Origin of the sequence: Caballeronia hypogeia (assembly GCF_001544875.2) — a bacterium.
GTDB lineage: Bacteria > Pseudomonadota > Gammaproteobacteria > Burkholderiales > Burkholderiaceae > Caballeronia > Caballeronia hypogeia.
In genome coordinates this window covers 587,911-613,357 of record NZ_FCOA02000001.1, presented here as the reverse complement: position 1 = coordinate 613,357, position 25,447 = coordinate 587,911, and the positions used below count along the sequence as shown (strand labels likewise).

General features: G+C 64.6%; 24 protein-coding genes. 14 read left to right on the top strand and 10 right to left on the bottom strand.

Going from position 1 to position 25,447, the window contains the following annotated elements; genetic code table 11:
• Window positions 1–129: 129 nt before the first annotated feature.
• Entirely contained in the window at window positions 130–573 is a 444-nt protein-coding gene (locus AWB79_RS02850; RefSeq protein WP_061165818.1) for a lytic transglycosylase domain-containing protein, read from the bottom strand.
• 600 nt (window positions 574–1,173) lie between these two features.
• On the opposite strand from AWB79_RS02850, the gene gspD reads away from it, so the two are divergent.
• The 12 genes from gspD (at window position 1,174) to AWB79_RS02790 (ending at window position 12,703) form a co-directional block, all read left to right on the top strand.
• The gene (gspD, locus tag AWB79_RS02845) at window positions 1,174–3,591 is read left to right on the top strand and encodes a type II secretion system secretin GspD (protein WP_061165817.1); all 2,418 of its coding nucleotides are present in this window, start codon (window positions 1,174–1,176) and stop codon (window positions 3,589–3,591) included.
• A gap of 5 nt (window positions 3,592–3,596) precedes the next feature.
• Window positions 3,597–5,075 carry a type II secretion system ATPase GspE gene (gspE, locus tag AWB79_RS02840; protein WP_061165959.1) on the top strand — a complete coding sequence of 493 codons (1,479 nt, stop codon included), beginning with the start codon at window positions 3,597–3,599 and terminating at the stop codon, window positions 5,073–5,075.
• A gap of 4 nt (window positions 5,076–5,079) precedes the next feature.
• Entirely contained in the window at window positions 5,080–6,297 is a 1,218-nt protein-coding gene (gene gspF, locus AWB79_RS02835) for a type II secretion system inner membrane protein GspF (protein ID WP_061165816.1), read from the top strand.
• Window positions 6,297–6,710, top strand: coding sequence for a type II secretion system protein N (locus AWB79_RS02830; protein WP_061165815.1), 414 nt, complete (start codon window positions 6,297–6,299; stop codon window positions 6,708–6,710). Before gspF ends, AWB79_RS02830 begins: the two co-directional genes overlap by 1 nt.
• 175 nt (window positions 6,711–6,885) lie before the next feature.
• Window positions 6,886–7,356, top strand: coding sequence for a type II secretion system major pseudopilin GspG (gene gspG, locus AWB79_RS02825; RefSeq protein WP_061165814.1), 471 nt, complete (start codon window positions 6,886–6,888; stop codon window positions 7,354–7,356).
• Between the two features lie 30 nt (window positions 7,357–7,386).
• Window positions 7,387–7,869, top strand: coding sequence for a GspH/FimT family pseudopilin (locus AWB79_RS02820; RefSeq protein ID WP_061165813.1), 483 nt, complete (start codon window positions 7,387–7,389; stop codon window positions 7,867–7,869).
• 9 nt (window positions 7,870–7,878) lie between these two features.
• Window positions 7,879–8,265, top strand: a complete 387-nt coding sequence (gspI, locus tag AWB79_RS02815; RefSeq protein WP_061165812.1) for a type II secretion system minor pseudopilin GspI — start codon at window positions 7,879–7,881, stop codon at window positions 8,263–8,265.
• Window positions 8,243–8,929: a PulJ/GspJ family protein gene (locus AWB79_RS02810; RefSeq protein ID WP_074169320.1), complete on the top strand. Its 687-nt coding sequence runs from the start codon at window positions 8,243–8,245 to the stop codon at window positions 8,927–8,929. The genes gspI and AWB79_RS02810 overlap by 23 nt, the downstream gene beginning before the upstream one ends.
• Entirely contained in the window at window positions 8,926–10,050 is a 1,125-nt protein-coding gene (gspK, locus tag AWB79_RS02805) for a type II secretion system minor pseudopilin GspK (protein ID WP_061165810.1), read from the top strand. The genes AWB79_RS02810 and gspK overlap by 4 nt, the downstream gene beginning before the upstream one ends.
• A gap of 36 nt (window positions 10,051–10,086) precedes the next feature.
• Window positions 10,087–11,427, top strand: coding sequence for a type II secretion system protein GspL (gene gspL, locus AWB79_RS02800; RefSeq protein WP_061165809.1), 1,341 nt, complete (start codon window positions 10,087–10,089; stop codon window positions 11,425–11,427).
• On the top strand, window positions 11,424–11,927 hold the full coding sequence (locus tag AWB79_RS02795; RefSeq protein WP_061165958.1) for a type II secretion system protein M: 504 nt from the start codon (window positions 11,424–11,426) through the stop codon (window positions 11,925–11,927). Before gspL ends, AWB79_RS02795 begins: the two co-directional genes overlap by 4 nt.
• Window positions 11,924–12,703, top strand: coding sequence for a type II secretion system protein N (locus AWB79_RS02790; RefSeq protein ID WP_061165808.1), 780 nt, complete (start codon window positions 11,924–11,926; stop codon window positions 12,701–12,703). The genes AWB79_RS02795 and AWB79_RS02790 overlap by 4 nt, the downstream gene beginning before the upstream one ends.
• A gap of 3 nt (window positions 12,704–12,706) precedes the next feature.
• Here the strand turns inward: AWB79_RS02790 and AWB79_RS02785 are convergent, their stop codons facing one another.
• Both AWB79_RS02785 and AWB79_RS02780 read right to left on the bottom strand, forming a co-directional pair.
• Window positions 12,707–14,272, bottom strand: a complete 1,566-nt coding sequence (locus tag AWB79_RS02785; protein ID WP_061165807.1) for an efflux transporter outer membrane subunit — start codon at window positions 14,270–14,272, stop codon at window positions 12,707–12,709.
• A gap of 220 nt (window positions 14,273–14,492) precedes the next feature.
• Window positions 14,493–14,774: a hypothetical protein gene (locus AWB79_RS02780; RefSeq protein WP_061165806.1), complete on the bottom strand. Its 282-nt coding sequence runs from the start codon at window positions 14,772–14,774 to the stop codon at window positions 14,493–14,495.
• A gap of 206 nt (window positions 14,775–14,980) precedes the next feature.
• Here AWB79_RS02780 and AWB79_RS02775 point away from each other — a divergent pair, with 206 nt between their 5' ends.
• On the top strand, window positions 14,981–15,469 hold the full coding sequence (locus tag AWB79_RS02775) for a MarR family winged helix-turn-helix transcriptional regulator (RefSeq protein ID WP_061165957.1): 489 nt from the start codon (window positions 14,981–14,983) through the stop codon (window positions 15,467–15,469).
• A gap of 122 nt (window positions 15,470–15,591) precedes the next feature.
• A complete protein-coding gene (locus AWB79_RS02770) occupies window positions 15,592–17,163 on the top strand; it encodes a DHA2 family efflux MFS transporter permease subunit (RefSeq protein WP_061165805.1) in 1,572 nt (523 codons plus the stop codon).
• 4 nt (window positions 17,164–17,167) lie between these two features.
• Here AWB79_RS02770 and AWB79_RS02765 read toward each other — a convergent pair whose 3' ends face one another.
• The 7 genes from AWB79_RS02765 to AWB79_RS02735 all read right to left on the bottom strand — a co-directional run bounded on the left by AWB79_RS02765 (window position 17,168) and on the right by AWB79_RS02735 (window position 25,422).
• Window positions 17,168–17,716 carry a hypothetical protein gene (locus tag AWB79_RS02765; protein ID WP_061165804.1) on the bottom strand — a complete coding sequence of 183 codons (549 nt, stop codon included), beginning with the start codon at window positions 17,714–17,716 and terminating at the stop codon, window positions 17,168–17,170.
• Between the two features lie 172 nt (window positions 17,717–17,888).
• Window positions 17,889–19,490: a glutamate--cysteine ligase gene (gene gshA, locus AWB79_RS02760; RefSeq protein WP_061165803.1), complete on the bottom strand. Its 1,602-nt coding sequence runs from the start codon at window positions 19,488–19,490 to the stop codon at window positions 17,889–17,891.
• Window positions 19,491–19,706: 216 nt separating this feature from the next.
• A complete protein-coding gene (ada, locus tag AWB79_RS02755) occupies window positions 19,707–20,789 on the bottom strand; it encodes a bifunctional DNA-binding transcriptional regulator/O6-methylguanine-DNA methyltransferase Ada (RefSeq protein ID WP_061165802.1) in 1,083 nt (360 codons plus the stop codon).
• Window positions 20,790–21,127: 338 nt separating this feature from the next.
• Window positions 21,128–22,468 carry an ATP-dependent protease ATPase subunit HslU gene (gene hslU / locus AWB79_RS02750; RefSeq protein ID WP_061165801.1) on the bottom strand — a complete coding sequence of 447 codons (1,341 nt, stop codon included), beginning with the start codon at window positions 22,466–22,468 and terminating at the stop codon, window positions 21,128–21,130.
• A 12-nt stretch (window positions 22,469–22,480) separates the two neighbouring features.
• On the bottom strand, window positions 22,481–23,017 hold the full coding sequence (gene hslV, locus AWB79_RS02745; RefSeq protein WP_061165800.1) for an ATP-dependent protease subunit HslV: 537 nt from the start codon (window positions 23,015–23,017) through the stop codon (window positions 22,481–22,483).
• 365 nt (window positions 23,018–23,382) lie between these two features.
• The gene (dksA, locus tag AWB79_RS02740; RefSeq protein WP_061165799.1) at window positions 23,383–23,799 is read right to left on the bottom strand and encodes an RNA polymerase-binding protein DksA; all 417 of its coding nucleotides are present in this window, start codon (window positions 23,797–23,799) and stop codon (window positions 23,383–23,385) included.
• Window positions 23,800–24,363: 564 nt separating this feature from the next.
• The gene (locus AWB79_RS02735; RefSeq protein ID WP_061165798.1) at window positions 24,364–25,422 is read right to left on the bottom strand and encodes a CobW family GTP-binding protein; all 1,059 of its coding nucleotides are present in this window, start codon (window positions 25,420–25,422) and stop codon (window positions 24,364–24,366) included.
• Window positions 25,423–25,447: the final 25 nt, after the last annotated feature.

The window sequence follows — 25,447 nt, the reverse complement described above, 5'->3', positions numbered from 1 at the left end:
GTGGAGCGTGACGGAGAAAGGAGCGCGAGCACGAGCCCGCGCTGCCGTCGGGCGACGCGGGCCATCGAATAAGGGATTTTGCATCAAATGCGCCGGACGCGGCGCGCGGGGACAACGGACGCCCGCAGCTCAGCGCGCGGCCTGGAGCAGCTTCCAGCGACGCAGGATCTCGATGATCTGTGCCGAATACTTGTCGCGCAGCGCCGGTGTTTCGGAATGGTAAGCACCGACCGCCTGCCACGAATTGCCGTACTTGTTCATTTTCTGGCGCAGATGCCACGCGGCGACATAGACGCTCTTGCACGGCTCCATCAGCGTGCCGCTGTTGATGCCGTATTGCGCGAGCGTGTTGAGATGGATCGAATTGATCTGCATCAGCCCGTAGTCGGTCGAGCCATTGGCGTTCTTGTTGATGGCGTCGGGCTTGTTGTGCGATTCCTGCCAGGCGATTGCGCGCAGGATGAGAGGGTTGACCTTCTGGTATTTCGCCGCTTCGTCGAAGCAGTCTGCGTGCGCGGAAGCGGCGGCCAGCATCGGCACGCATAGCGCAATTAATCGCAGGATTCGTTTCATTATGTTTCTACTCCATCCGCTCATGCGGAACGTCTAGCCGCCGTTTCGGCGCCGTGGCGCCAACGCCAACAAATCAACGTCCGCGGCCGGGTTGCGTCGGGGAAAACCCACCCTTTTCGAACCGCCCGGAATGCGGAACCGACCGTATCATACCGGCTGACGATTCAGACCATAAGTTGTCTATCAGACATACGCCGTTTGGAACGCTCGAAAACCGGCACGCAGCGGATCGCGCCGGCCGCATCAGTCGACGTGTTCTAAATGTATGAATAATAAGAGTTCTGGACAGGGTACAATTCGGCTCCCGCGTGCATCGGCCGACCTTGGGAACCGCCCATTTACGGTCTATCGGCAAGTTTTTTGAAAGCTTGAGGGCGCTGGACTTTTATTGCGCGAAGCAGCTTCAGGGCGATTTGATGCGGAACGAATTTGCACAATTCCGTTACATAAAGCTGCTATCGTCACATTTTTTAAAACGACCGCGGGGACGGGCCAGCCTGTCCCGCAGCGGTTGGCAGCGCTCTCGGCTGACGAGCGGTGCTGCCTTGGCTGGCTCCTCAGAGAGCCGGCTCTGACATCACATCCATGAGAAGACAACCTATGGCACTGCGTCGCATCGCGACGGCACTGCTGGCGGCGGGACTTATCGTCGCGCAAGCCGCGCACGCGCAAGTGACGTTGAATTTCGTCAATGCGGACATCGACCAGGTCGCGAAAGCGATCGGCGCCGCCACCGGCAAAACCATCATCGTCGATCCCCGCGTCAAGGGACAACTCAATCTTGTCTCGGAGAATCCGGTACCCGAGGATCAGGCGCTGAAGACCTTGCAGTCGTCGCTGCGCATGCAGGGCTTCGCGCTGGTTCAGGATCACGGCGTCCTGAAGGTCGTGCCCGAAGCCGACGCCAAGCTGCAGGGCGTGCCCACCTATGTCGGTAACCAGCCGGCCGCGCGCGGCGATCAGGTCATCACGCAGGTTTTCCAGCTTCGCAACGAGTCGGCGAACAACCTGCTGCCGGTGCTTCGTCCGCTGATCTCGCCGAACAACACGATCGCTGCCTACCCGGCCAACAACACGCTCGTCGTCACCGATTACGCCGACAACGTGCGCCGCATCGCGGGCATCATCGCGGGCGTGGACACGGCGGCCGGACGCGAGGTGGACCTCGTCACGCTGAAGAACGCGAACGCCATCGACGTCGCCGAGCAGATGAACAAGCTGCTCGATCCCGGCACCATCGGCAGCACCGACGCCACGCTGAAAGTCACCGTCACGCCGGATGCCCGCACCAATTCGGTGATGCTCCGCGCATCGAGCAGCGCACGCCTCGCCGCCGCGAAGCAACTGGTGCAGAAGCTCGACTCGCCCACGGCGCAGCCCGGCAACATGCACGTCGTGGCGCTGCGCAACGCCGACGCGACACGCCTCGCCAAGACGCTGCGCGGCATGCTCGGCAAGGGCAGCGGCTCGGACAACACGTCTCCGACCAGTTCGAATTCGTTCGGCAACAGCGGCGGCGGGCTCAACAATAATTCGTCGACTTCCACGGGGCAGTCCGGCATGCCGCCGCTGCCCGGCGGCCTCGGCTCGTCGAGCTCCGGCACCGGCAACAATCCGATGACCGGCAGCGGCGGCAACCGCGATTCGGGCTTCTCGTCGAACAAGGACAACGACCAGGGCAGCGAACAGGGCGGCGGCATGATCCAGGCGGATTCGGCGACGAACTCGCTCATCATCACCGCGCCCGATCCGATGTACCGCAACCTGCGCGCCGTGATCGACCAGCTCGACGCGCGCCGCGCCCAGGTCTATATCGAAGCGTTGATCGTGGAACTCTCCGCGACGACCGGCGCGAATCTCGGCATCCAGTGGCAAGGCGCGCTGCTCTCGAATGGCGGCAACAACGCGCTCTACGGAAGTTCGAGCTTCGGCAGCGGCAACACCAACATTGTCGACCTGACCGCGACGGGTAACGCGATCGCGCAGAATCCGTCGTCGATCACTTCGACGACCGGCTTGCTCGCGCAGGGCCTGAACATCGGCTTGCTGCACAAATTCGGCAACCTGTTCGGTCTCGGCGGGCTGCTGCAGGCGCTGTCCACGTCGGCGGATGCAAACATCCTCTCGACGCCGAACCTGATCACGCTGGATAACGAAGAAGCGAAGATCGTCGTCGGCCAGAACGTGCCGGTCCTGACCGGTTCGTACGCGACGCCGACCGCGAACACCGCGACCTCGGTCTCCGCGTTCAACACGTTCGACCGCCGCGACGTCGGCGTGACGCTGCACGTGAAGCCGCAGATCACGGACGGCGGCGTGCTGAAGATGCAGATCTATCAGGAAGATTCGAGCGTCGATCCGACCACGAAGACCGATCCGGGTGGCGTGACCATCAATACGCGCTCCGTGCAGTCGACCATTCTGGCCGACGACGGAGAGGTCGTCGTGCTCGGCGGCCTGATGCAGGATCAGTACACCAACAACAACAGCAAGATTCCGCTGCTGGGCGACATTCCGTTCATCGGCAGCCTGTTCCGCAGCGAGAGCAAGGCTCGCACGAAGACCAACCTGATGGTGTTCCTGCGCCCGGTGATCGTGCGCGATCAGGCGACGTCCACGCAGATCGCGAACACGCGCTACGACTATCTGCGCCAGCAGCAATACGGTTCGACGACCGACAACCGCCTGGTCAAGGATCAGAACGTGCCGGTCATGCCGCCGAAGCCGCTCGGTCCGAGCGAAGGCGGCGGCGCGCCGGCACAGAACCTGCTCGACTGGAGCAACACGACGCGCGGCTCCGGCCCGAGCACGACGCTGCCGCAGAGTCCGGACGCCGGGCCCGCGCCGCAGCCGACTCAAACCGCGCCGGAATCGACCTTGCCGCCGCAAAGCTATCCGGTGCCTTCCTCGAACGGCGCGACGAACCCGATGCCGGCGAACGGCGCCACCAATCCGATGCCGGCGAATGGCGCGACCAACGTCATGCCGGGCAATGCGGCGACGGGAGTGCATCCGTGAGCACGATGAACGGCATCGACGAAAACGCGAGCGCGGCGGCATCGCCGCTGGCGGCGCGTCTCGTGCCGTACAGCTTCGCGCGCAGCGGGCAGATTCTGCTCGCGCATCACCATCCGGACGGCATCGAAGTGTGGATCAGCGACCGGACGACAGATGCGGCGCTCGCCGAAGTCGCGCGTAATTTCGGTGCGCTGTCCATCGTGCGCAAGCCCGCCGACGAGCTCGCCGCCGCGATCAATTCAGCCTACGCCCGCAACGACGGCAGCGCGGCGCAGGTGGTGGGCGAAGTGGAAGGCGAAGTCGACCTGTCGCGCCTGATGCAGGACATTCCGGAAGTCGAGGACTTGCTGGAATCGGAGGACGACGCGCCGATCATCCGCATGATCAATGCGCTGCTCACGCAGGCGGCGCGCGAACAGGCGTCGGATATTCACATCGAACCATTCGAGAATGCATCGGTCGTGCGTTTTCGCGTCGATGGCACGTTGCGCGACGTCGTGCGCCCGAAGAAGGCGCTGCACGGGGCGCTGATCTCGCGTATCAAGATCATGGCGCAGCTCGATATCGCTGAAAAACGTTTGCCTCAGGATGGTCGCATCACGTTGCGCGTGGGCGGACGTCCGGTCGACGTGCGTGTTTCCACGCTGCCGACCGGCCACGGCGAGCGCGCGGTGCTGCGTCTCCTGGAAAAGGATGCACAACGCCTGAATCTCGAAACGCTCGGCATGGCGCGCGACACGCTCGTCCACTTCGACAAGCTGATCGGCAAGCCGCACGGCATCGTGCTCGTGACCGGCCCGACCGGCTCCGGCAAGACGACCACGCTGTACGCGTCGATGTCGCGGCTGGAGACGACGACCACCAACATCATGACGGTGGAAGATCCGATCGAATACGACCTGTCGGGCATCGGCCAGACGCAGGTGAACGAGCGCATCGGCATGACCTTCGCGCGTGCGCTGCGCTCGATTCTGCGTCAGGATCCGGACATCATCATGATCGGTGAAATCCGCGACCTCGAAACCGCGCAGATCGCGGTGCAGGCTTCGCTCACCGGTCACCTGGTGCTCGCGACGCTGCACACGAACGACGCCGCCTCGGCCGTCACGCGCCTGACGGACATGGGCGTGGAGCCGTATCTGCTCGCGTCCTCGCTGCTCGGCGTGCTCGCGCAGCGGCTTGTGCGACAGCTTTGCCCGGTGTGCAAGGAAGAGCGCGTCGAGGAAGACGGCACGAAGCATTATCATCCGGTGGGCTGCGACCGATGCGGCCAGTCGGGCTATGTCGGCCGTCGCGGGGTTTATGAATTGCTGTTGATCGACGACACCATTCGCCCGCTGATCCATCGCAACGCGGCGGATGCCGAGATTCTCGAAGCGGGCCGCACGCAAGGCATGCGCACGCTGCGGGAAGACGGCGACCGCTGGCTCGCGGCGGGCGTGACATCGCTGGAAGAAGTGCTGCGCGTGACGGGCGGGGACTAAACGTATGCCGGCTTTTCGTTTCGAAGCGATCGACTCGGCGGGCAAGACGCAAAAAGGCGTGCTCGACGCCGACAGCGCCCGCGCCGCGCGCAGCCAGTTGCGCACGCAAGGGCTGACGCCGCTCATCGTCGAAGCGGCGGGTTCGCGCACGCGCGGCGAGCGGCAGCAACGCTTGTCGCTCGGACGCCGTTTGTCGCAGCGCGAGCAGGCGATCCTCACGCGCCAGCTCGCGAGCCTTTTGATCGCCGGCCTACCGCTCGGCGAGACGCTCTCGGTGCTGACCGAGCAGTCGGAGCGCGATTACATTCGCGAGCTGATGGCCGCGATCCGCGCCGAAGTGCTCGGCGGCCATTCGTTCGCCAATGCGCTTGCGCAGCATCCGAAGGATTTTCCCGAGATTTATCGCGCGCTGGTCGCGGCGGGCGAGCATACCGGCAAGCTCGGCCTCGTGCTGTCGCGCCTCGCGGACTACATCGAGCAGCGCAACGCGCTCAAGCAGAAGATCGTTCTGGCGTTCACGTATCCCGGCGTCGTCACGCTCATCGCGTTCGGCATCGTCACGTTTCTGCTGAGCTATGTGGTGCCGCAGGTCGTGAACGTATTCGCGAGCACGAAGCAGGCGCTGCCCTTCCTCACCGTCATGATGATGGCGCTCTCCGCCTTCGTCCGAAGCTACTGGTGGGCGGTGCTGATCGCCGTCGTGGTGCTCGCGTGGCTGATCAAAACCATCCTCGCGCGGCCCGGACCGCGCATGTCCTTCGACCGCTGGCTGCTGGGCGCGCCGCTCATCGGCAAGCTGGTGCGCGGCTATAACACAGTGCGCTTCGCCAGCACGCTCGCGATTCTGACCGCCGCCGGCGTGCCGATCCTGCGCGCGCTGCAGGCGGCCGGCGAAACGCTCAGCAACACGGCGATGCGCGAGAACGTCGATGACGCCATCGTGCGCGTGCGCGAAGGCTCGTCGCTGTCGCGCGCGCTCGGCAACACGAAGACGTTCCCGCCCGTGCTGGTTCACCTGATCCGCTCGGGCGAAGCCACCGGCGACGTCACCACGATGCTCGACCGCGCCTCCGAAGGCGAAGCGCGCGAGCTCGAACGCCGCACGATGTTCCTGACGAGCCTGCTCGAACCGCTGCTGATTCTGGCGATGGGCGGCATCGTGCTGGTGATCGTGCTCGCGGTGATGCTGCCGATCATCGAACTGAATAATCTGGTGCAGTAATGAACGCCCTTCAAACTCGCTTGCTGACGCTTGCCGCCCTGGCGCTTTTCTGCGTGACGGTGACGTACTGGGTCGTCACGCTCACCTCGCGCCAGACCGCGCCGCTGCCCGGCGCGGCCGCGACGCGCGCACCCTCGGTCGAGCAGGCCGCCACGATTTTTGGCGGACGGCTGGAGCGCCAGGCCAATTCGGATGTGCATCTGTTCGGCATTCTGGCGCTGCAGGGCGGCGCCGCGGCCATCGTGAGCTACGGCGGCGAGCCGGCGAAAGCCGTGTCGCTCGGCGGCGCGCTCACGCAGGGAGTGAAACTCTCGGAGGTGCGCGCGCGTTCGATCATCATCGAGCGCAACGGCGTGAAATCGGAGATCTTCCTGCCGCAGAATCCACCCGGGCCGACGATCTGGGTGCGCTGAACGGAACTCGAATCGTCCGGCGCGACGCGATGCCTCGTCAGCACCAGAAGTACGCGACGAAAGCATATCGATAGAATGACCGGTGGCTCCGCCGATGCGGAAGCCGCGATTTTTTTCAATCATCACCGGGCGCGCAGCCCGGAAACGATATTTTTCAATACCAGAGGTAGCATTCATGCAAATGTGGACACAACGCCGCATGCGAATTCAACAAGCTCAGGCGCAGGGCCGTCGACAGCGCGGCTTCACGCTGATCGAAATCATGGTCGTGATCGCGATTCTCGGCATTCTCGCCGCGCTGATCGTGCCGAAGATCATGAGCCGCCCGGACGAGGCGCGCCGCGTTGCCGCGAAGCAGGACATCGGCACCATCATGCAGGCGATGAAGCTCTACCGCCTCGACAACGGCCGCTATCCGACGCAGGAGCAAGGCCTGCGCGCGCTGATCGAGAAGCCCTCGACCGAGCCGGTGCCGAACAACTGGAAGGACGGCGGCTATCTGGAGCGTCTGCCGGCTGATCCGTGGGGCGGTCAGTATCAATATCTGAATCCTGGCGTGCACGGCGAAATCGACGTGTTCAGCTACGGCGCGGACCAGAAGGCGGGCGGCGAAGGCAACGATGCCGACGTCGGCTCGTGGCAATAGACGCCCCGGCGGTAACGGAAGGCATTTGACGTGAACACGCACGACAGGCATTCGACGAGACGGCGCAACGCGGGCTTCACGCTGCTCGAAATGCTCGTCGTGCTGGTGATCGCGGGTTTGCTCGTGTCGCTCGCGTCGCTGCAACTGACGCGCAACCCGCGCACCGACCTGAACGAGGAAGCGCAGCGTCTCGCGCTGCTGTTCGAATCGGCGGGCGACGAGGCGCAGGTGCGCGCGCGGCCGATCGCATGGCAGCCGGTCGACGGCGGCTTTCGCTTCGACATCCGCACGGAAGACGGCTGGCGTCCGCTGCGCGACGACCTGCTGCGCGCGCGCCGCTGGGAAGGCGGCGTGACCGGCGTGTCGATCCAGTTTCTCGACTCGGACAAGACCGTGAGCCGACTCGTGTTCGGCACCGAAGCCATCGACACGCCGATGGAAATCACGCTGATCTCGGCGGCGGGCCGCGCGACGATCATCGGCGGCGGCAATGGCCGCTTTCAGGTGCGTTGAGGTCTCGTCATGCTGCGCCGAAAACATCAACGCGGATTCACGATGATCGAAGTGCTCGTCGCGCTGGCGATCATCGGCGTGGCGCTCGCGGCTTCGATCCGTGCGGTCGGCTCGCTCGCGACCGGCGAGCAGGATCTGCACCGGCGGCTGCTCGCGGGCTGGAGCGCGGACAACGAGCTCGCGCAGTTGCGGCTCTCGCATCAGTTTCCGGCGATCGGCTCGCGCACCTTCGACTGCTCGCAGGGCAATCTGAAGCTCAACTGCACGCAGCGCGTGAGCCAGACGCCGAATCCGATTTTCCGGCGCGTCGAAATGTTCGTCACGACGCCGGGCCGCTCCGGCTATCTCGCGCAAATGGTCACGGTGGTGGCGAATGAAACGAACCGCTCGCTCTGACCGCCGCTTTTTCGGCAAACCCGGGCAGCGCGGTTTCACGCTGCTGGAAATGCTGATCGCGATCGCGATTCTGGCGGTGATCGCGGTGCTGTCGTGGCGCGGGCTCGATTCGGTGATCCGCGGCCGCGCGACCATCGAGAATTCGATGGAAGACGAGCGCATCGTCGCGCAACTGTTCGACCAGATGCGTATCGACGCGCGCCAGGCCGCCACCGACGACGAGGCTGGCCAGCCCGCCGTGCAGATCGGCAACGGCTCGCTGCAGATCGTGCGCGGCCTATTCGCGGCGAACACCGCGCCGCGTCTGCAGGTGGTGCGTTACCGGCTGTCGAACGGGCGTATCGTGCGTTTTGCATCGCCGCCGCTGTCGAACGTCGGCGAAGTGCGTCGCGCGCTGACCTCGGGCGATTCAGGGAACGGCTGGAGCAGCGTGCCGTTGATGGGCGGCGTGGCGTCGCTCGCGACGCGCGTCTACATTCCGGAAAAAGGCTGGACGACGAGAATGAACGACGTGCTCGCGCAGATCAACCAGAACGACAACAACCTGAAGGTTCCGCAACTCGGCAACGCGCCGCTGCCGCGCGCCGTGTCGGGCATTCAGGTCGCGGTCGGCGCGCGCAATCTGCATGTGCCGCTCACGCGCGTGTTTCTGGTCGGAGAATGACGATGCGAGCGCTCCGGCGAAAGAGAACGCAACGCGGCGTCGCGATTATCAGCGCGTTGCTGGTGGTGTCGCTCGCGGCCATTCTGGTGTCGGGCATGCTGTGGCGTCAGGAGGTGCAGATTCGTCGCATCGAGAATCAGCGGCTGCTCGCGCAGGCGCAGTGGATTTCGCGCAGCGCGCTCGACTGGACGCGTCTGATCCTGCGCTCGGAGGCCGATACCTCCCCCACCGTCACGTATCTAGGCGGCGTGTGGGGCGTGCCTATCGCGAAGACGAAGCTATCTGACTTTCTCGGGCAGATCGGCGAGGTGCGCGCGCAGCAAGGCGCATCGACCTATCTGTCCGGCTCGATCGAGGACGCGCAGGCGAAGTTCAACCTGCGCAATCTGGTCTCGACGCCCACTCCCGGCGTGCTGACCGTCAACGTCGAGCAGATTCAGGTGCTCCAGCGCCTCTTTACGATGCTCGGCGTCAACGGTTCGCTCGCCAAAACGGTGGCGCTGCAGATGCGTGCGGGCCTGCAGCGCTCCGCGACGCGCTTCCAGACGCAGGCCGGCAGCAGTACGAGCACGAACACGACGATGCCGAGCGCGCAGGCGCAGATTCAGGCGCTGGCGCAAGGCGGCGGCGCCGGCAGCGGCAACTTCACCGACGACCCCGGTCTGAAAGACGCCGACAGCAACGCGCCGGTCGCGCCGCTGCAGATGATCAGCGTCGACTCCCTGCTCGACGTGCCGGGTTTTTCGGCGGAAGCGGTCGCGAAGCTCCGGCCGTTCATCACGGTGTTGCCGACCACGAGCGCCATCAACATGAACACCGCGCCCGCCGAAGTGATCGCGGCCGTGGTGCCGGGCATGAACCTGTCGCAGGCGCAGGCGTTCGTCGCGCGCCGCGAGACGGTGTTCTTTCACGACGTCGGCAACGTGCAGCTCGCGCTGACCGGCGCGGGCGTCAAGTCGGCGACGACGATCGACCCCAACGAGCTCGACGTCACGACCAAGTATTTCGTGATCCACGGGCGCGTCGAACATGAGCGCGCGCAGCTCGAGCGCACGACGCTCGTCTATCGCGATCCGACGACGCATACGACGCGCATCGTCTACACGCGCGACACGCTTTGATGACGTGTCGCAGTTATTGATGAGAGGAAGTGGCCTTTGAGCACACTGATCGTTCTATTACCGCCGCGCGATCCCGCGGTGCGCTCGGAAGAGTGGCATCTGCCGGATCTGCCGTTTCTGCTGCTCGACAAGCGTGGCGAGCCGCAACGCATCGGCCGCTCGGCGCTCGGGCTTCTGCCGCGCGCGAACGCGACGGTGCTGATCGTCGCCGCGCGCGACACGCTGCTGCTCGCCGCTTCGGTGCCGCCGCTGAAAGGGCCGCGTCTGCGCCAGGCGCTGCCGAACGTCGTCGAGGATCAGCTGATTCAGGATCCGCAGACGTGCCATATCGCGGTCGATCCGGTCGAACTCGCGGATGGCAAGCGTGTGGTCGCGGTGATCGATCGCGGCTGGTTCCGCTTCGTGGTCGGCGCATTCGCGGGCGCGGGGCATCGCAACGTGAAGGCCGTGCCGGCCATGCGCTGCCTGCCGCTGCCTGTCGCCGCGCCCGTCGAGCCGGCGGAGGAAGGCGAGCAACCGCAAGCGCCGCCGACGCCGTTTGTGGCCAGCCTCCTAGGCCACGTCGTATCGACCGCGCCGGCGCTGATCGGCGAGATGGCCGCGCCCTCGCCCGCCGCCGTCGTGCCGCGCATCGAGATCGCGATTGCGCGCGGCGAACGCGCGGCGCTCGGCGAAGGCCTCGCTCTGCCCGCCGATTCCATCGAACCGACGCTCGCGGCGCTCGCGGGCGATCATCCCGCGACCATCTACACGCTCGTCGACCTGCCCGGCGACGAGCCGCGTCTCGCCGGTACGCGCAACGTGCCCGGCGTGGCGGGCGCAGAGCCGATCGCCTTCGAGGCGCTCGCGCGCAATGCGCTCGCGAGCCGCCTCGACCTGTGCCAGTTCGAATTCGCCGCGCAGCCGTGGCGGCTCGATCGCGCGACCATGCGGCGGCTACGCGTGCCGATCGCGCTCGTGGCGGCATCGGTCGTCGTGTCGGTCATCGGTGTGAACGTGCAATGGCTCCAGCTCGCGCGTCAGCGCGACGCCATCCGCGCACAGGAAACCGAGCTGCTGCTCAACGCTTTCCCGAAAACCACGGTCGTGCTCGACGCGCCCGATCAGATGACGCGCAACCTCGATCGCCTGCGCACGGCGTCGGGCGAATTGTCGCCGTCGGATTTTCTGTCGCTCGCGGACGGGCTGGCGCGCTCGCTCGGGCCCGTGCCGGTTAACGGCATCGCGGGGCTCGATTATCGCGAGCGGCATCTGGAAGTGACGTTCAAGCCCGAAACCAAGGTCGACCAGGATCTGACGAGGCGCCTCGCCACCAACGGCCTGAACGGTTCGATCGATAGCAATACTGGCAAATGGACTATCAGGAGCGGCCAATGAAAGCGGAAATTGGACAAGCGCTCTCCGAATTCTGGGAAGTGCGCACGCCGCGCGAGAAGACCATCCTCATGTGGGGCGGTCTCGCGCTCGGGCTGGCGCTCGTGTATCTGATTCTCTGGGCGCCGGCATTCGAAGGCCGCGCGAAGCTGCGCGACTCCCTGCCCACCATGCAGCGCCAGCTCGCGACGATGAACGCGCAGGCCAACGAGGCGCGCTCGCTCGCGCCCGCGGCGGAAGGCGTGATGCCGACCGGCGGCGCGCTGCGCGATGCGCTTTCGAAGTCGCTCGCGGACAACGGCATGCAGCCGACGCAGGTTCAGGTGATCGGCGCGGCGGTGCAGATCCAGTTGAAGAACGCGTCGTTTCCGAACTGGACGATGTGGCTCGACGACGCGCGCAAGCAGTTCAAGGTACAGGTTTCGGAGGCGCACATCACGGCGCTTAAGCCGGACGGACAAGTCGATCTGACGGCTTCGCTGCAACCGGCCGCCGCGAAATGAGTTACTGGACCCGACGTCTCCGGCTCGCGTTGCCGGCGCTGTTCGTAATGCTGATCTCGATCGGCGGGACGCTGCTCGTGATGACGCCCGCCGCGTGGATCGTGCCGCAGTTCTCGAAGGCGACGGGCGGCCACGTGAATCTGGTCGATCCGGCCGGCTCGCTGTGGCGCGGCTCGGCCACGCTGATGCTGGCCGCAGGCAGCGACGGCGCGGGTGCGACGCTCCTGCCGGGGCGCATCGAATGGACGACGGCTTTCCTGCCGCTGCTGACCGGCCGCATCCACATGACGATGCGCCAGACCGAAGCGATGCCCGACGCCGTCATCCTCGAAGCCACCACGCGCGGCGCGACGCTCACTTCGGGCCAGATCGCCGTGCCCGCGACCCTGCTTTCGGGTCTCGGCGCGCCGTTCAACACGCTCGACTTCGACGGCAACGTGCGGCTCTCGTGGACCGAATTCCGCCTGCTGAACCGCAACGCCTACGGGCAAGTGGTCGTCACGCTCGACGACATGGCCTCGCGCGTCTCGCGCGTGAAGCCGCTCGGTTCGTATCGCGTTGCGTTGCAGGCGCAGGGCGCATCCGCGACGATCGATCTTTCGACCAGCAAAGGTCCGCTGATGCTGACGGGCAACGGCTCGATCGCGCCGGAGTCGACATCGTTTCAGGGCAGCGCGACGGCCGCGCCTGAACAACGCGAAAATCTGGCGGGCCTTCTGAACCTGCTCGGCCGCCACACCGATCCGGATACGGTCGCGCTGACTTTCGTGCGCTGACCTTCAGCGGCTGGCGGTTTGAGCCGCGCTCGCGGCTGAAGCGCCAGCCGCACCCGAAGCCGCCGTCGGCGCTTCCACGCCGCCCGTCTCGCGATCCATCTGCGCGACGTCCCAGCCGCCGCCGAGCGCCTTCACCAGACCCACCGACGACACCATCCGCTGCCCCGCGATGCTCGCGAGCTTCTGCTGCGCGGTGAACGCGGTGGTCTGCGCGGTCAGCACGCTGATGTACGCGACCGTTCCCGCCTTGTACTGATTGTTGATGATGGCGAGCGCCTGCTGCGCCGATTCGACCGCCTGCTGCTGCACGACGATTTCCTTCTCCAGAATGCGCAGCGACGCGAGATTGTCTTCGACGTCCTGGAACGCCGTGAGCACCGTCTGCCGATACGTCGCGACGTTCTGATCATAGGCGGCGCGCGCGGCCTCGGTCCGCGCAGCGCGCAGGCCGCCATCGAAGATGGTCGCGGCGATGGTCGGCCCGAGCGTCCAGAAACGCGACGGCGCGCGCAGCAATTGCGACAGCACCGAGCTTTCGAAGCCGCCTTGCGCGGACAGCGTGAGCGACGGGAAATACGCGGCCATCTCGATGCCGATCTGCTCGTTCGCGGCCGCCGCCTTGCGTTCGGCGGAGGCGATATCCGGACGGCGCTCGAGAATTGCGGACGGCATCTGCACCGGCACGGTGGGCGGCGTGGCGTCGAGCGGAATCTGCGGGATGGAGAACGCGGACGCCGGCTCGCCCACCAGCACCGCGATCGCGTGCTCGTACTGTGCGCGCGCGACGCCGTTGTCGATGGCGGACGCCTGCGCGGATTGCAACTGCGTCTGCGCCTGAATCACGTCCGAGCGCGCGACGATGCCTTGCGCGTACTGGTTCTGCGTGAGCTTGAGCGATTGCTCATACGCCGCGACGGTGTCGTCGAGCAGCCTTTGTTGCGCGTCGAGCGAACGCAGCTGGAAGTAGCTCTGCGCGAGCGTGGCCTGCGCGGAAAGGCGCGCATTGGCGAGATCGGCGGCGGCGCCTTCCTGGCCGGCCTTTTGCGAGGCCACGGTGCGCGAGACGCTGCCCCACAAATCCGGTTCCCAGGTTGCATCGAGCGCGAGGCTGAACTGATTGTTGATCGCACCCGTCTGGCCCAGGCTCGAGCTGCTGGTCGAGCGGTTGCCCGAGCCGGTGCCCGAACGCGAAGCCGAAGCCGATGCGCCGATGGTGGGGAAATACGCCGCACGCGCCTCGCCGACGAGCGCGCGCGCCTGACGGTACGCCGCCGCGAACTGCGCGATGCTCTGGTTCGACTGATTCAGGCGCGTTTCGAGTTCGTCGAGGCGCGGGTCGTTATAGACGCTCCACCACGTTCCGCGATCGGCCTGATCGGCGGGCTGCGCGACCTTCCAGCCTTCTGGCGCTTCCTTGTAGCTGGCCGGGATCGCCGTTGCGGGACGCTGATAGTCGGGCCCGACCGCGCAGCCGGCGACGAACATCGAGAACATGGCGGCGAGCGCCGTGGCGCTCAGGCGGCGCGGCAAGGCGGAAGTGGAAGCGGAAAAGGCGGGACGATACGGCATCTGCTGGTCGGAATTCCTGTCGGCGCCGCTCCGTTCGATACGACGGACGCGGCAAGCCGAAATGGTAACGGAACACGACGGGCGCCTGGTTGGCGCGCCGGACGTGGTCGTGCAGACGTTAGCGTAACGGGTTCGCCGTAAGGTGGGTGTTACGCGGTGAGCGGAATCGGTTACGACGCGTTACGCGCCGCGTGCATCCGCGTGTACCGCGCTTGGGCCTCTAGCGCCCGCTGCTTCCGGGGCACGGCTGGCACGGCGCGGAGAGCAGCGGCCGGGGCGACGCGTTCTTGGGCTTGGCCGCCGCCGTCTTGCGCCGATGCCGGTTCTCGAACCATCCCATGCCCAGCACCACGAACGATCCGCCCGGCAGCAGGAACACGATCAGATACAACGCGAGTTTCCACGAACTCAGCTTCGGCGGGACGAAGTGACGGGAAGCGTTGGCGATCGTGCTGCTGACTTGGCCGAAACGTCGGCCGGCGGTGCGTGCAAAGCGGGTCATTGGATGGTCTCTCGGGCGTCGGCATGCGACGCGGCGGTGTTCAGAACATGGTCTGGGACGGCGCTGAAGGCGCGTAACTCGTTGCATGAAATAATATTGACTGTGCAAGTATTTTTCAAGATACTGTTGATTGCTTTTTCGCAACTGTTGTCTGTACGAAACGTGGCGAAGTGTCGCGCCGCGTGATCCGAATCATCGAAAGCCGCATGAACAGCGAACTGCTCTACGATCCGTCCACGATTCAGCTCGAAACGAGCCTCGGCTATTACCTCGCGAAGGCGCGCAACGTGCTCGTCGCGCGCACCGACCAGGCGCTCAAGCCGCTCGACCTTACGTCGCAGCAGATCGGGGTCATCCTGCAACTCGCGTCGGGACGGGCGCGCACGCCACTGGAGCTGTCGCGCGAGATGTCCTACGACAGCGGCTCGATGACGCGCATGCTCGACCGGCTCGAAAAGAAGGGCTTCGTGAGCCGCGCGCGCAGCGAAGCGGACCGGCGCATCGTCGAACTGGAGCTGACGGAGCGCGGGCGCGAGGCGGCCGGACGTCTGCCGGTGATCGGTGCGGCGGTGCTCAACGAGCAACTCGATGGCTTCAGCCGCGCGGAACTCGATCTTCTGATCGGCATGCTGGGGCGGATCATCGGCAATGCGCCGGGCAGCAGTTGCTTGCCATGCGTGGTCGAAGACGAATAATCTGACAAAAAATCGGCATTCAGGCGCCCATTTTGCTGTCTAGGCAGAGAATGCCGCAACAACTAGCACGTTGCGCGCGATGCAAGCTTTGAGCACGTTTCGCCGCATCCGGAGATTTGACGATGTCCACATCCGCGTCCAGCACGTCCGGCTCGCCAGACACGCCGCCCGCGCCGATGCCGCTCAAGGGCGGCATCCTCGCCCTGCTGACCATGGGCCTCGCGCTCGGCACCTTCATGGAGGTGCTCGACACGTCGATCGCGAACGTGGCCGTGCCGACCATTTCCGGCAGCCTCGGCGTGGCGACCAGCGAAGGCACGTGGGTGATTTCCTCGTATTCGGTCGCCTCCGCGATCGCCGTGCCGCTGACCGGCTGGCTCGCGCGGCGCGTCGGCGAGGTGAAGCTTTTCACGATCTCCGTGCTGCTGTTCTCGATCGCCTCGGCGCTATGCGGATTCGCGCACAACTTCGAGTCGCTGATCGCGTTCCGGCTGCTGCAGGGCCTTGTCTCCGGTCCAATGGTTCCGCTGTCGCAGACCATCCTCATGCGCAGCTATCCGCCGGAAAAGCGCGGGCTCGCGCTCGGCCTTTGGGCGATGACCGTGATCGTCGCGCCGATTTTCGGCCCGGTGATGGGCGGCTATATCACCGACAACTTCACTTGGCCGTGGATCTTCTACATCAACGTGCCGATCGGGATCTTTTCGGCGGCGATCGCGTATTTCCTGCTGCGCGGCCACGAGACGAAGACGACGCAGCAGCGCATCGACGCAGTCGGGCTGGCGCTGCTCGTGATCGGCGTCGCGAGCCTGCAGATGATGCTCGACCTCGGCAAGGACCACGACTGGTTCAGCTCGAACCTCATCGTGACGCTGGCGATCGTCTCGGCGGTGTCGCTCGCGTTCATGTTCGCGTGGGAGCTGACCGAGAAGGAGCCGGTCATCGACCTGTCGCTCTTCCGCGACCGCAATTTCGCGATGGGCGTGCTCATCACGTCGCTCGGCTTTCTCGCGTTCTTCGGCTCGGTCGTCGTGCTGCCGCTGTGGCTCCAGACCGTGCTCGGCTACACGCCGTGGCTCGCGGGCCTCGCCACCGCGCCGGTCGGCTTTCTCGCGCTGGTGCTCTCGCCGCTGATCGGGCAGAACATGCATCGGCTGAACCTGCGCGTCGTCGCGAGCTTCGCCTTCATCACGTTCGCGTTCGTGTCGCACTGGAACTCGACCTTCACGCTCGATACGCCCTTCCACGAGATCATCTATCCACGCCTGATTCAGGGCATCGGCGTCGCGTGCTTCTTCGTGCCGATGACGACGATCACGCTCTCCAGCGTCTCCGACGAACGCCTCGCGGGCGCGGCGGGCCTGTCGAACTTCCTGCGGACCTTGTCGGGCGCGATCGGCACGGCGGTCAGCACGACCTTCTGGGAAAACGACATGATCCGTCATCACGCGCGGCTCACCGAATCGGTGACGCCGTATTCGACGGGCACGACGGCTTACTCGGACCTGCTTTCAGGGCTGGGATTGTCGGGGCAGGCGCTGACGGCGCAACTGGATCGCGTGGTGTCGGCGCAGGCGTACATGATGTCGACCAACGACTTCTTCCGCATCTCGTTCTATGCGTTTCTCGTGCTGGCCGTGATGGTGTGGCTGACGCGGCCGAAGAAAGGCGCGTCAGCCTCGACGGGACATTGAGACCTTACTGCGGCGTGAGCGGCGTCGCCGACTGGCCCGGCTGGCTTTCCAGATTGAGCGGCGCGGGCTGTTCGAGCGGGCTGACCTGCACGCCGCTGGGCGCAAGCGCGGGTGCGGGCGCCGCCTGCGGCGTCGCGGCCTTGCGCAAGCCCGGACCGTTGCGGATGAACTGCTTGAAGTCAGCGCCCGCCTGCCACGGATTCGGCGAGCAGCCGAGCGGATTGTCGCAGTGGGCGGCGAAGCCGATCGTCGCGGTGCCTTCGTTGGTCGGCGTCTTGGTGATCTGATATGCGAGCGCGCGTTTGCCGCTCGACGGGCCGGCGGTCATGATGATCGAGTCGGTGATCGTCTGGATCCGGTACTCGGAGTGGTTCGTCACCCAGACTTGCGCGCGCGCCCACCACGCATCGCACTCGGGCTTGCTCATGCAGGTGAGCGGCTGCGTGGCCTGTTCCATCGTCGTGCTGCTGACCTGATCGTCCACCGCGCAGCCGCTCAACAGCGCGAGCCACGCGGCCCCCAGCGCGGCCGCGCCGAAGAACTTCTTTTTCATTGCTCCCCCGATCGTCGAAAAGTCGGCAATATTTTGACCTGTCAGGCCCGATCACGTTGCGCTGCGTTTCCCTCTGTTGCATCCACAGGTAAGGCTTGCCGGTGCGCGGCGAGGCCAACGAAGAAAAAGCTGCCTCAATTTAGCGACGCGCCTCTTCACGCGCTCGCGGGATTCACTTGTAGACCTGATAAGCAGCGACGAACGCATCGAACGATTCGGTGTCGCGGCTCTCGACTTCCACCTGTTCCACCAGCGATTTCGCCGCGAGTTCTTCCATCGCGCGCTCTTCGTCGACCGACAGCGGGCGTGCGCGAAAGTCTTGCGCGTGGCGCGCGCTCAACGCGAGCGCGAACTCGTCGAAGGATTGCTGCTCGTTGCGCATGATTTGCAGCACGCGCGCCGACGGCGTGAGCGACGCATCCGCCACGCGCGGGCGCAGCGCCTTCAGCGTGCGCGTGTGATCGTCGCGGCCGTTCAGCGCATCGAGCGTCTTCGCGACGGGCTCGATCGCGTCGAACAACTCTTCAGCCCACTGTTGCATCGGCACGCTCGCGCCGTCGCGTTGCAGCGCGAGGCCCGGCTTGCGCCCTTCCTTCGCCACCGTGGTGAAGTTGCCGTTCGCCTCGATGCTCGCCTCGGGCGGCAAAAGCGGGCTGTCCTCCAGCGCGCAGTAAAGCAGATAGGCATCGAGAAAACGCGCGGTTTCGAGCGAGATCCCGGTGGGCTCGAACGGATCGATATCCAGACAGCGCACTTCGATGTACTGTACGCCGCGCTCCGACAGCGCGTGCAGCGGACGCTCGCCCGAGTACGTCACGCGCTTCGGGCGGATCGTCGAGTAGAACTCGTTTTCGATCTGCAATACGTTGGTGTTGATCTGCACCCACTCGCCGTCGCGCTGCGTGCCGATGGCTTCGTATGGCGCGTAGGGCTGGCTCACTGCTTTCGCGAGCACGTCGAGATAGGCGTCGAGATTGTCGTAGCTCGGCAGAAGGTCGGCCTGCGCCGGATTGTTCGTGTAGCCGAGATCGCTCATCCGCAGGCTGGTGGCGTGCGACAGATAGAACGTGTCGGCGTCGAAGCTTTCGAGCGTGTGCGCCTTGCCTTCGACAAAACGCCGGTTCAGTGCCGGCGACGCGCCGAAGAGGTACATCAGCAACCAGTTCGTGCGACGGAAGTTGCGAATGAGCGCGAAGTAGCGCTCCGACTGGAATTCCTGCGCGGTGAGCGTGCTCGTGGGATCGAGCGCCTGCCACGCACGCCAGACATCTTCGCTCAGCGAATAGTTGTAGTGAATGCCGGCGATGCACTGCATCGTACGGCCGTAGCGCAGTGCGAGCCCGCGCCGGTACACATGCTTGAGCCTGCCGATATTCGACGTGCCATAAACGCCGAGCGGAATTTCGTCCTCGGGCGGCAGCGAATTGGGCATCGAGTCGTTCCAAAGGAGCTCGTCGCCCATGCGCGAATAGGCGAAGCGATGCAGCACATCGAGACGATCCAGCGTGATGGCGGCGTCGGCTTCCGCGGGCGTGATGAGTTCGACGAGCGCTTCGGAATAGTCTGTCGTGATGAGCGGATGCGTGAGCGCCGAACCGAACGCGCGCGGATGCGGCGTCATCGCGAGCTTGCCGTGCGGCGTCACGCGCAGGCTTTCCTTTTCGATGCCGCGCAAGCCTTGGCGCAGCGCGTCGGCGTGCGGGCCGGACGCGAGCGCGGCAAGCCTGCGTTCGAAGGCGCGGGCCTTGGGGTGAGCGGAATTCGTGTTTGCCATTGAAGCGTTGTGCGAGGAGCGCGAGCGGCGTGCGCCCGGTCGAATTTTAGGGTAGCGGGCACTTTAACATCTCGGTGTAAGGCGTGCTTGAGCCCAGTCCGGGCAAGGGATTGCGGGTTTTTCGGGAGATTTGCGGCGAGGCGGCGGAGCCGCGGAAAGCGGTTCGCGAGGCGATCAGGACGCTCGCCCGTCATGCCGACGGCGAGCGCCCCGATTTCATGCGACCTTGTCGGTCGGGTTATGCGAACGTTCGGTTTCGAGCAGCGCCTCCTTGCGCGACCTGCCCCAGCGATAACCCGCGATCGCGCCGTCCTTGCCGATCACCCGATGGCACGGAATCGCGAGCGCCACAGGATTCGATGCGCACGCATTCGCGACCGCCCGCACCGCGCGCGGCGAGCCGACCGACTCGGCAATCTCGGTGTAGCTGCGCGTCTGGCCGTAGGGTATGCGCCGCAGCGCTTCCCACACGCGCCGCTGAAACGCGGTCGCGCCGATATCGAGCGGCAGATCGAAACGCTCGCGTGTGCCTTGCACATACGCGCGAATCTGCGCGATGAACGGCTCCATTTTCGCGGCATCCTCGACGCGCCCGGCCCGCGCGAAGTCGTGACCGAGCTGGTCGACGAGCGCATCGGCGTCGTCGCCGAAAGCGATCTTGCAGACGCCCTTGTCGGTCGCGGCGACGAGCACGACGCCGAGCGGCGTATCCGCGGTTGCATAGCGCACGGTGAGGCCCGCGCCCTGCCGCTTGTAGGCGGACGGCGTCATGCCGAGTTCGGCGGGCACGGCTTCGTACATGCGCGACGGCGAGCCGAATCCGGCGTCGTGGGTCGCGCGCGTGACATCGTGGCCGTGCTGCAAGGCATCGCGGAGCACGCCCGCACGCTGTGCCGCCTGGTACTGACGCGGCGAAACGCCGACGATGCGCGAAAACAGCCGCTGCAAGTGGAAAGGGCTGACGTGCACGGCGTCGCTCAATTGCGCAAGCGTCATGCGTCGCTGCGGATCGGCGTCGAGAACCTTGCACGCGCGCTCGACGATAGCCAGCTCGCGCGGCAGGCTCGTGGGCTGGCAGCGCTTGCACGGGCGATATCCGGCCGCTTCGGCCGCGGCTGTCGTCGGAAAGAATTCGACGTTCTCGCGTCGCGGCGCGCGCGATGCGCACGATGGCCGGCAGAACACGCCGGTCGTGCGCACGGCGAAGAAGAAAGCGCCGTCGGCACGGTCGTCGCGCTCGACAACCGCCTGCCAGCGGCTTTCATCGGTGGTGAAAATAGGGTCTGTTGCGGTTTTCATGACGATCTCGATGGCTCCTGGGTACGAAACCAATGTAGGGCCATGCGGATCAGGTTACGCGCCGTTTCTTGCGGTGTCATCGGCGGTCGAAATCGGCGTTGTCCCAAAAAGTGACGCGCAGATGCTACAGAATGACGCCATAGGGGTTTTTACTAAAATTTCTATTGCGTCGCATCAAGCGACTGTGTAGTATTGGAACTGTCTCCTCCATGTCTCCTCCTGATATGGATTCAGCCCGCCAACCTAGGCGGGCTTTTTTTCGTCCCTACCAGGCGCGCAGACGTGAAAAAAACCGGGCATCGCAACGACGCCCGGTTTTGTCGATAACGCCCGGAAGATCAGAGCACGTAGCGCGACAGATCCTCGTCCTGCGCCACCTCGCCCAGCGCGCGATCCACATACGCCGCGTCGATCCTCACCGGCTGGCCCGTGTGATTGCCCGCTGCGAACGACACTTCTTCCAGCAGCTTCTCGATCACCGTGTAAAGCCGCCGCGCGCCGATGTTCTCGGTCTTCTCGTTCACCGAGTACGCGACTTCGGCCAGACGCCGGATGCCTTCCTGCGCGAAATCCAGCTCGACGCCTTCTGTTGCGAGCAGCGCCTTGTACTGCTTGACGAGGCTCGCATCGGTCGCATTGAGGATCGATTCGAAGTCCTCGACGGACAGCGAATCCAGCTCCACGCGAATCGGAAAACGTCCTTGCAGCTCGGGAATCAGATCGCTCGGCTTGGCGAGATGGAACGCGCCGCTCGCGATGAACAGGATGTGGTCGGTCTTGATCATCCCGTACTTCGTGTTGATGGTCGTGCCTTCGACAAGCGGCAGCAGATCGCGCTGCACGCCGGCGCGCGACACTTCCGCGCCGCCGGTTTCGCTGCGCGACGCGATCTTGTCGATTTCATCGAGAAACACGATGCCGTTCTGCTCGACGTTCTGCACCGCGCGGCTCTTGACCTCTTCGTCGTTGAGCATCTTGCCGGCTTCTTCGTCGGTGAGCAGTTTCAGCGCTTCATTCACCTTCACCTTGCGGCGCGTCTTCTTGCCGCCGCCGATGTTCGCGAACATCGAGCGGATCTGCTCGGTCATGTCTTCCATGCCCGGCGGCCCCATGATGTCCATGCCGACTTGAGGCATTTCCACGTCGAGCTCGATTTCCTTGTCGTCGAGCGCGCCTTCGCGCAGACGCTTGCGGAAGGTCTGGCGCGTCGTGTTGTCACCTTCGCTCGCGTTTTCCGAAGCCGCGCCAAAACCCACCGGCCGCGCGCTGGGTAGCAGGATGTCGAGAATGCGGTCTTCGGCGCGGTCTTCGGCCTTGGTGCGCACCTTCTTCATTTCGGATTCGCGCGTCTGCTTGACGGAAATCTCGATCAGATCGCGCACGATGCTGTCCACGTCGCGCCCGACGTAGCCCACTTCGGTGAACTTGGTCGCTTCGATCTTGATGAACGGCGCGTCCGCGAGCTTGGCGAGACGCCGCGCGATTTCGGTCTTGCCCACGCCCGTCGGCCCGATCATCAGAATGTTCTTCGGCGTGATTTCCTGACGCAGCGGTTCCGCGACCTGCTGACGGCGCCAGCGGTTGCGCAGCGCGACCGCGACCGCCTTCTTCGCGCGGCCCTGGCCGATGATGTGCTTGTCGAGTTCGGAGACGATTTCGGAGGGAGTCATGGTGGTCATCGCTGGGTTCCTTTACTCGATCGTCTCGATGACGCGATTGTGGTTGGTGTAGATGCACATGTCGCCGGCGATGGTGAGCGCCTTTTCGACGACGTCGCGTGGGGAGAGATCGGTGTTTTCGACGAGCGCCTGCGCCGCGGCTTGCGCGTACGCGCCGCCAGAACCGATCGCGGCGATGCCGTGTTCGGGGTCGAGCACGTCGCCGTTGCCGGTGATGACGAGCGTCGTGTCCTTGTCGGCGGTGATCAGCATGGCTTCGAGCCGGCGCAGCATGCGGTCGGTGCGCCAGTCTTTCGCCAGTTCGACGGCGGCGCGCGTCAGGTTGCCCTGATGTTTCTCGAGCTTCGCTTCGAAGCGGTCGAGCAGCGAGAACGCGTCGGCGGTGCCGCCGGCGAAGCCGACCAGCACCTTGCCGCCATAAATGCGGCGCACTTTCCTGGCGCCACCTTTCATGACGATGTTGCCGAGCGTCACCTGACCATCGCCGCCCAGCGCGACCTTGCCGTCGCGGCGCACGGAGACGATGGTCGTGCCGTGAAATTGTTCCATGTGCGTTCCTTGTGAAAACCAGAGGGACGCGGGGCGGCCTCTTCGAGCTACAGCCGCCGCGCAGTCGAGAATTCGATGGAGTGCACGGCGCGGGGTTCCGTCGGGCCGGAGGCCTCGGGCGGACGGCGCCGCGCACGCTTACCGCGATGAGGCTTTTGCGGTGCGCGTCGGAGTCATTTTAGGGCGACGCCGGATTTATCAAGGCGTCCGATACCGGCGCACCGCGTTTTCGGGCGGCAGAAAGCAAAAAGGCACACGGTCGACGTGTGCCCTTTTTGCTCATGGAACTGCCGTTCTGCAATTTTTCGCGGCGGCGCCTTCCCCGTGGCGGGCTGTCCCGCTACGTGGGCGTGCCTGCGGCTCAATCAGTCGCCGAAGAGTTTCTGACGCAGTTCGCGGCGTTCCTGGGCTTCGAGCGAAAGCGTGGCGGTCGGACGCGCGAGCAGACGCGGGATGCCGATCGGCTCGCCCGTTTCCTCGCACCAGCCGTAATCGCCGGACTCGATGCGCGCGAGCGACTGCTGCACCTTCTTCAGAAGCTTGCGTTCGCGGTCGCGCGTGCGCAGTTCCAGTGCATGCTCTTCCTCGATGGTCGCGCGATCCGCCGGATCCGGCACGATCACCGTTTCCCGCAGATTCTCGGTCGTCTGGCCGGCATTCTTGAGAATGTCCGCTTGCAACTGCTCGAGCCGGTTCTTAAAGAAGGCGAGTTGATCCGCGTTCATGTAGTCCTTCTCGCTCATCTTCAGGATTTCGGCTTCGGTCAAGAGTTTCGTTGTCATCTGCTTGCTTCTTCAATGTAAGGCGATGTCTTCGCAACGCCTGCACTTGCGTTGCCCGCATGCAGCGCATCGTCACGCTCGGGGCTGCGCGATACGCCGATGCGGGGCCGAACTCCTCTGGAAACCGATCTTGGATGATGCTCCGGAAAGGCCTGAGCGCATTTGGCATGGCCTGGGATTTCCGGCCCCGGTGCTTTGACTTGATTTGCCTTCCCCCGGCAAATCGAGGCATCGTCCCGACGGGACACCCCTTCTCCTAACATCCGCTGGCTGAACGTTATTGAACGCCCGTCCGACGGAACTGCCCTTCTCCAGTGGGGCTGTATTGTAACTGAACCGCAATTTCCGACGAAACCCACTGAAAACCCTGTCAAATCTCGCCGGAATTTCAAAAATATAACGCCTGAGCGTGCAAAAAGCGATGTCGGTTCGTGGTCGCGACTACATACGCACGTCGAAAGTCGGATAAGAAAAACGCCGCGCGAGCCCGTCGCGGCGGCGTTTCCCAAAAAGCCCGATTTCGCCCCGCGTGAATCGCACGATTCAAGCGAGATACGTGCCGGATTACTTGACGAGGCAGGCGTCGAGTCCATCGGTGATCAGGTCCTTCGGCAACTCAATGCCGATGAACACCATCTTGCTGTTCTTCTTCTCGATCGGCATCCATTTGCCGGCGAGATCGCTGCCCATCATCTGATGCACGCCCTGGAACACGACCTTGCGATCGACGCCCTTCATGTAAAGCACGCCTTTGTAGCGCAGCAGGCGTTCGCCATAGATCTGCAGAATGCCGCCCAGGAAGTCTTCGAGGCGGTTCGGATCGAACGGCTTGTCGCTCCGGTACACGAACGACTTGATCTTGTCGTCGTGATGCGCGTGGTGGTGATGATGACCGTGTTCGTGATCGTGACCGCAGGTGGAGTGGTCGTGGTCGTGATCATGGTCATGCGCGTGGTCATGATCGTGATCGTCTTCCGCGAGGAAATCCGGATCGATCTCGAGCTTCGAATTCAGATTGAAGCCGCGCAGGTCGAAGATTTCCTTGATGTCCGCATCGCCGAAATTCACGACGCGGACCGCCGCGCGCGGATTCATGTGCAGCAGGCGATGCTTGAGCGCTTCGAGCTCGTCCGCCGAAACCAGATCCGACTTCGTGATGAACAGACGGTCCGCGAAACCGACCTGACGCTGCACCACTTCGTGCTGATCCAGTTGCGCGTTCGCGTGTTTCGCGTCGACCAGCGTGATGATCGCGTCGAGCAGGAATTCGTCGGCGACGGTGTTGTCCATGAAGAACGTCTGCGCCACCGGGCCGGGATTCGCGAGACCCGTGGTTTCGATCACGACGCGGTCGAAATCGAGCGTGCCCGCCTTCTTGCGGTTGGCGAGGTCCTCGAGCGCGCGCGCCAGATCGCCGCGAATCGTGCAGCAGATGCAGCCGTTGCTCATCTGGATGATCTGCTCGTTCGTTTCCTGCACGAGAATTTCGTTGTCGATGTTCTCTTCGCCGAACTCGTTCTCGATCACGGCGATCTTCATGCCGTGCTGCTCGTTCAGGATGCGCTTGAGCAACGTGGTCTTGCCGCTGCCCAGAAAGCCGGTCAGGATGGTTACGGGAATCATGTCGCCTGTGTCCTTAGTAGTTCGG

Coding starts and splice junctions, on each gene's coding strand:
- AWB79_RS02850 (WP_061165818.1), bottom strand. CDS start 573: ATGAAACGAATCCTGCGATTAATTGCGCTATGCGTGCCGATGCTGGCC.
- gspD (WP_061165817.1), top strand. CDS start 1,174: ATGGCACTGCGTCGCATCGCGACGGCACTGCTGGCGGCGGGACTTATC.
- gspE (WP_061165959.1), top strand. CDS start 3,597: ATGAACGGCATCGACGAAAACGCGAGCGCGGCGGCATCGCCGCTGGCG.
- gspF (WP_061165816.1), top strand. CDS start 5,080: ATGCCGGCTTTTCGTTTCGAAGCGATCGACTCGGCGGGCAAGACGCAA.
- AWB79_RS02830 (WP_061165815.1), top strand. CDS start 6,297: ATGAACGCCCTTCAAACTCGCTTGCTGACGCTTGCCGCCCTGGCGCTT.
- gspG (WP_061165814.1), top strand. CDS start 6,886: ATGCAAATGTGGACACAACGCCGCATGCGAATTCAACAAGCTCAGGCG.
- gspI (WP_061165812.1), top strand. CDS start 7,879: ATGCTGCGCCGAAAACATCAACGCGGATTCACGATGATCGAAGTGCTC.
- AWB79_RS02810 (WP_074169320.1), top strand. CDS start 8,243: ATGAAACGAACCGCTCGCTCTGACCGCCGCTTTTTCGGCAAACCCGGG.
- gspK (WP_061165810.1), top strand. CDS start 8,926: ATGACGATGCGAGCGCTCCGGCGAAAGAGAACGCAACGCGGCGTCGCG.
- AWB79_RS02795 (WP_061165958.1), top strand. CDS start 11,424: ATGAAAGCGGAAATTGGACAAGCGCTCTCCGAATTCTGGGAAGTGCGC.
- AWB79_RS02790 (WP_061165808.1), top strand. CDS start 11,924: ATGAGTTACTGGACCCGACGTCTCCGGCTCGCGTTGCCGGCGCTGTTC.
- AWB79_RS02785 (WP_061165807.1), bottom strand. CDS start 14,272: ATGCCGTATCGTCCCGCCTTTTCCGCTTCCACTTCCGCCTTGCCGCGC.
- AWB79_RS02780 (WP_061165806.1), bottom strand. CDS start 14,774: ATGACCCGCTTTGCACGCACCGCCGGCCGACGTTTCGGCCAAGTCAGC.
- AWB79_RS02775 (WP_061165957.1), top strand. CDS start 14,981: ATGAACAGCGAACTGCTCTACGATCCGTCCACGATTCAGCTCGAAACG.
- AWB79_RS02770 (WP_061165805.1), top strand. CDS start 15,592: ATGTCCACATCCGCGTCCAGCACGTCCGGCTCGCCAGACACGCCGCCC.
- AWB79_RS02765 (WP_061165804.1), bottom strand. CDS start 17,716: ATGAAAAAGAAGTTCTTCGGCGCGGCCGCGCTGGGGGCCGCGTGGCTC.
- gshA (WP_061165803.1), bottom strand. CDS start 19,490: ATGGCAAACACGAATTCCGCTCACCCCAAGGCCCGCGCCTTCGAACGC.
- ada (WP_061165802.1), bottom strand. CDS start 20,789: ATGAAAACCGCAACAGACCCTATTTTCACCACCGATGAAAGCCGCTGG.
- hslU (WP_061165801.1), bottom strand. CDS start 22,468: ATGACCACCATGACTCCCTCCGAAATCGTCTCCGAACTCGACAAGCAC.
- hslV (WP_061165800.1), bottom strand. CDS start 23,017: ATGGAACAATTTCACGGCACGACCATCGTCTCCGTGCGCCGCGACGGC.
- dksA (WP_061165799.1), bottom strand. CDS start 23,799: ATGACAACGAAACTCTTGACCGAAGCCGAAATCCTGAAGATGAGCGAG.
- AWB79_RS02735 (WP_061165798.1), bottom strand. CDS start 25,422: ATGATTCCCGTAACCATCCTGACCGGCTTTCTGGGCAGCGGCAAGACC.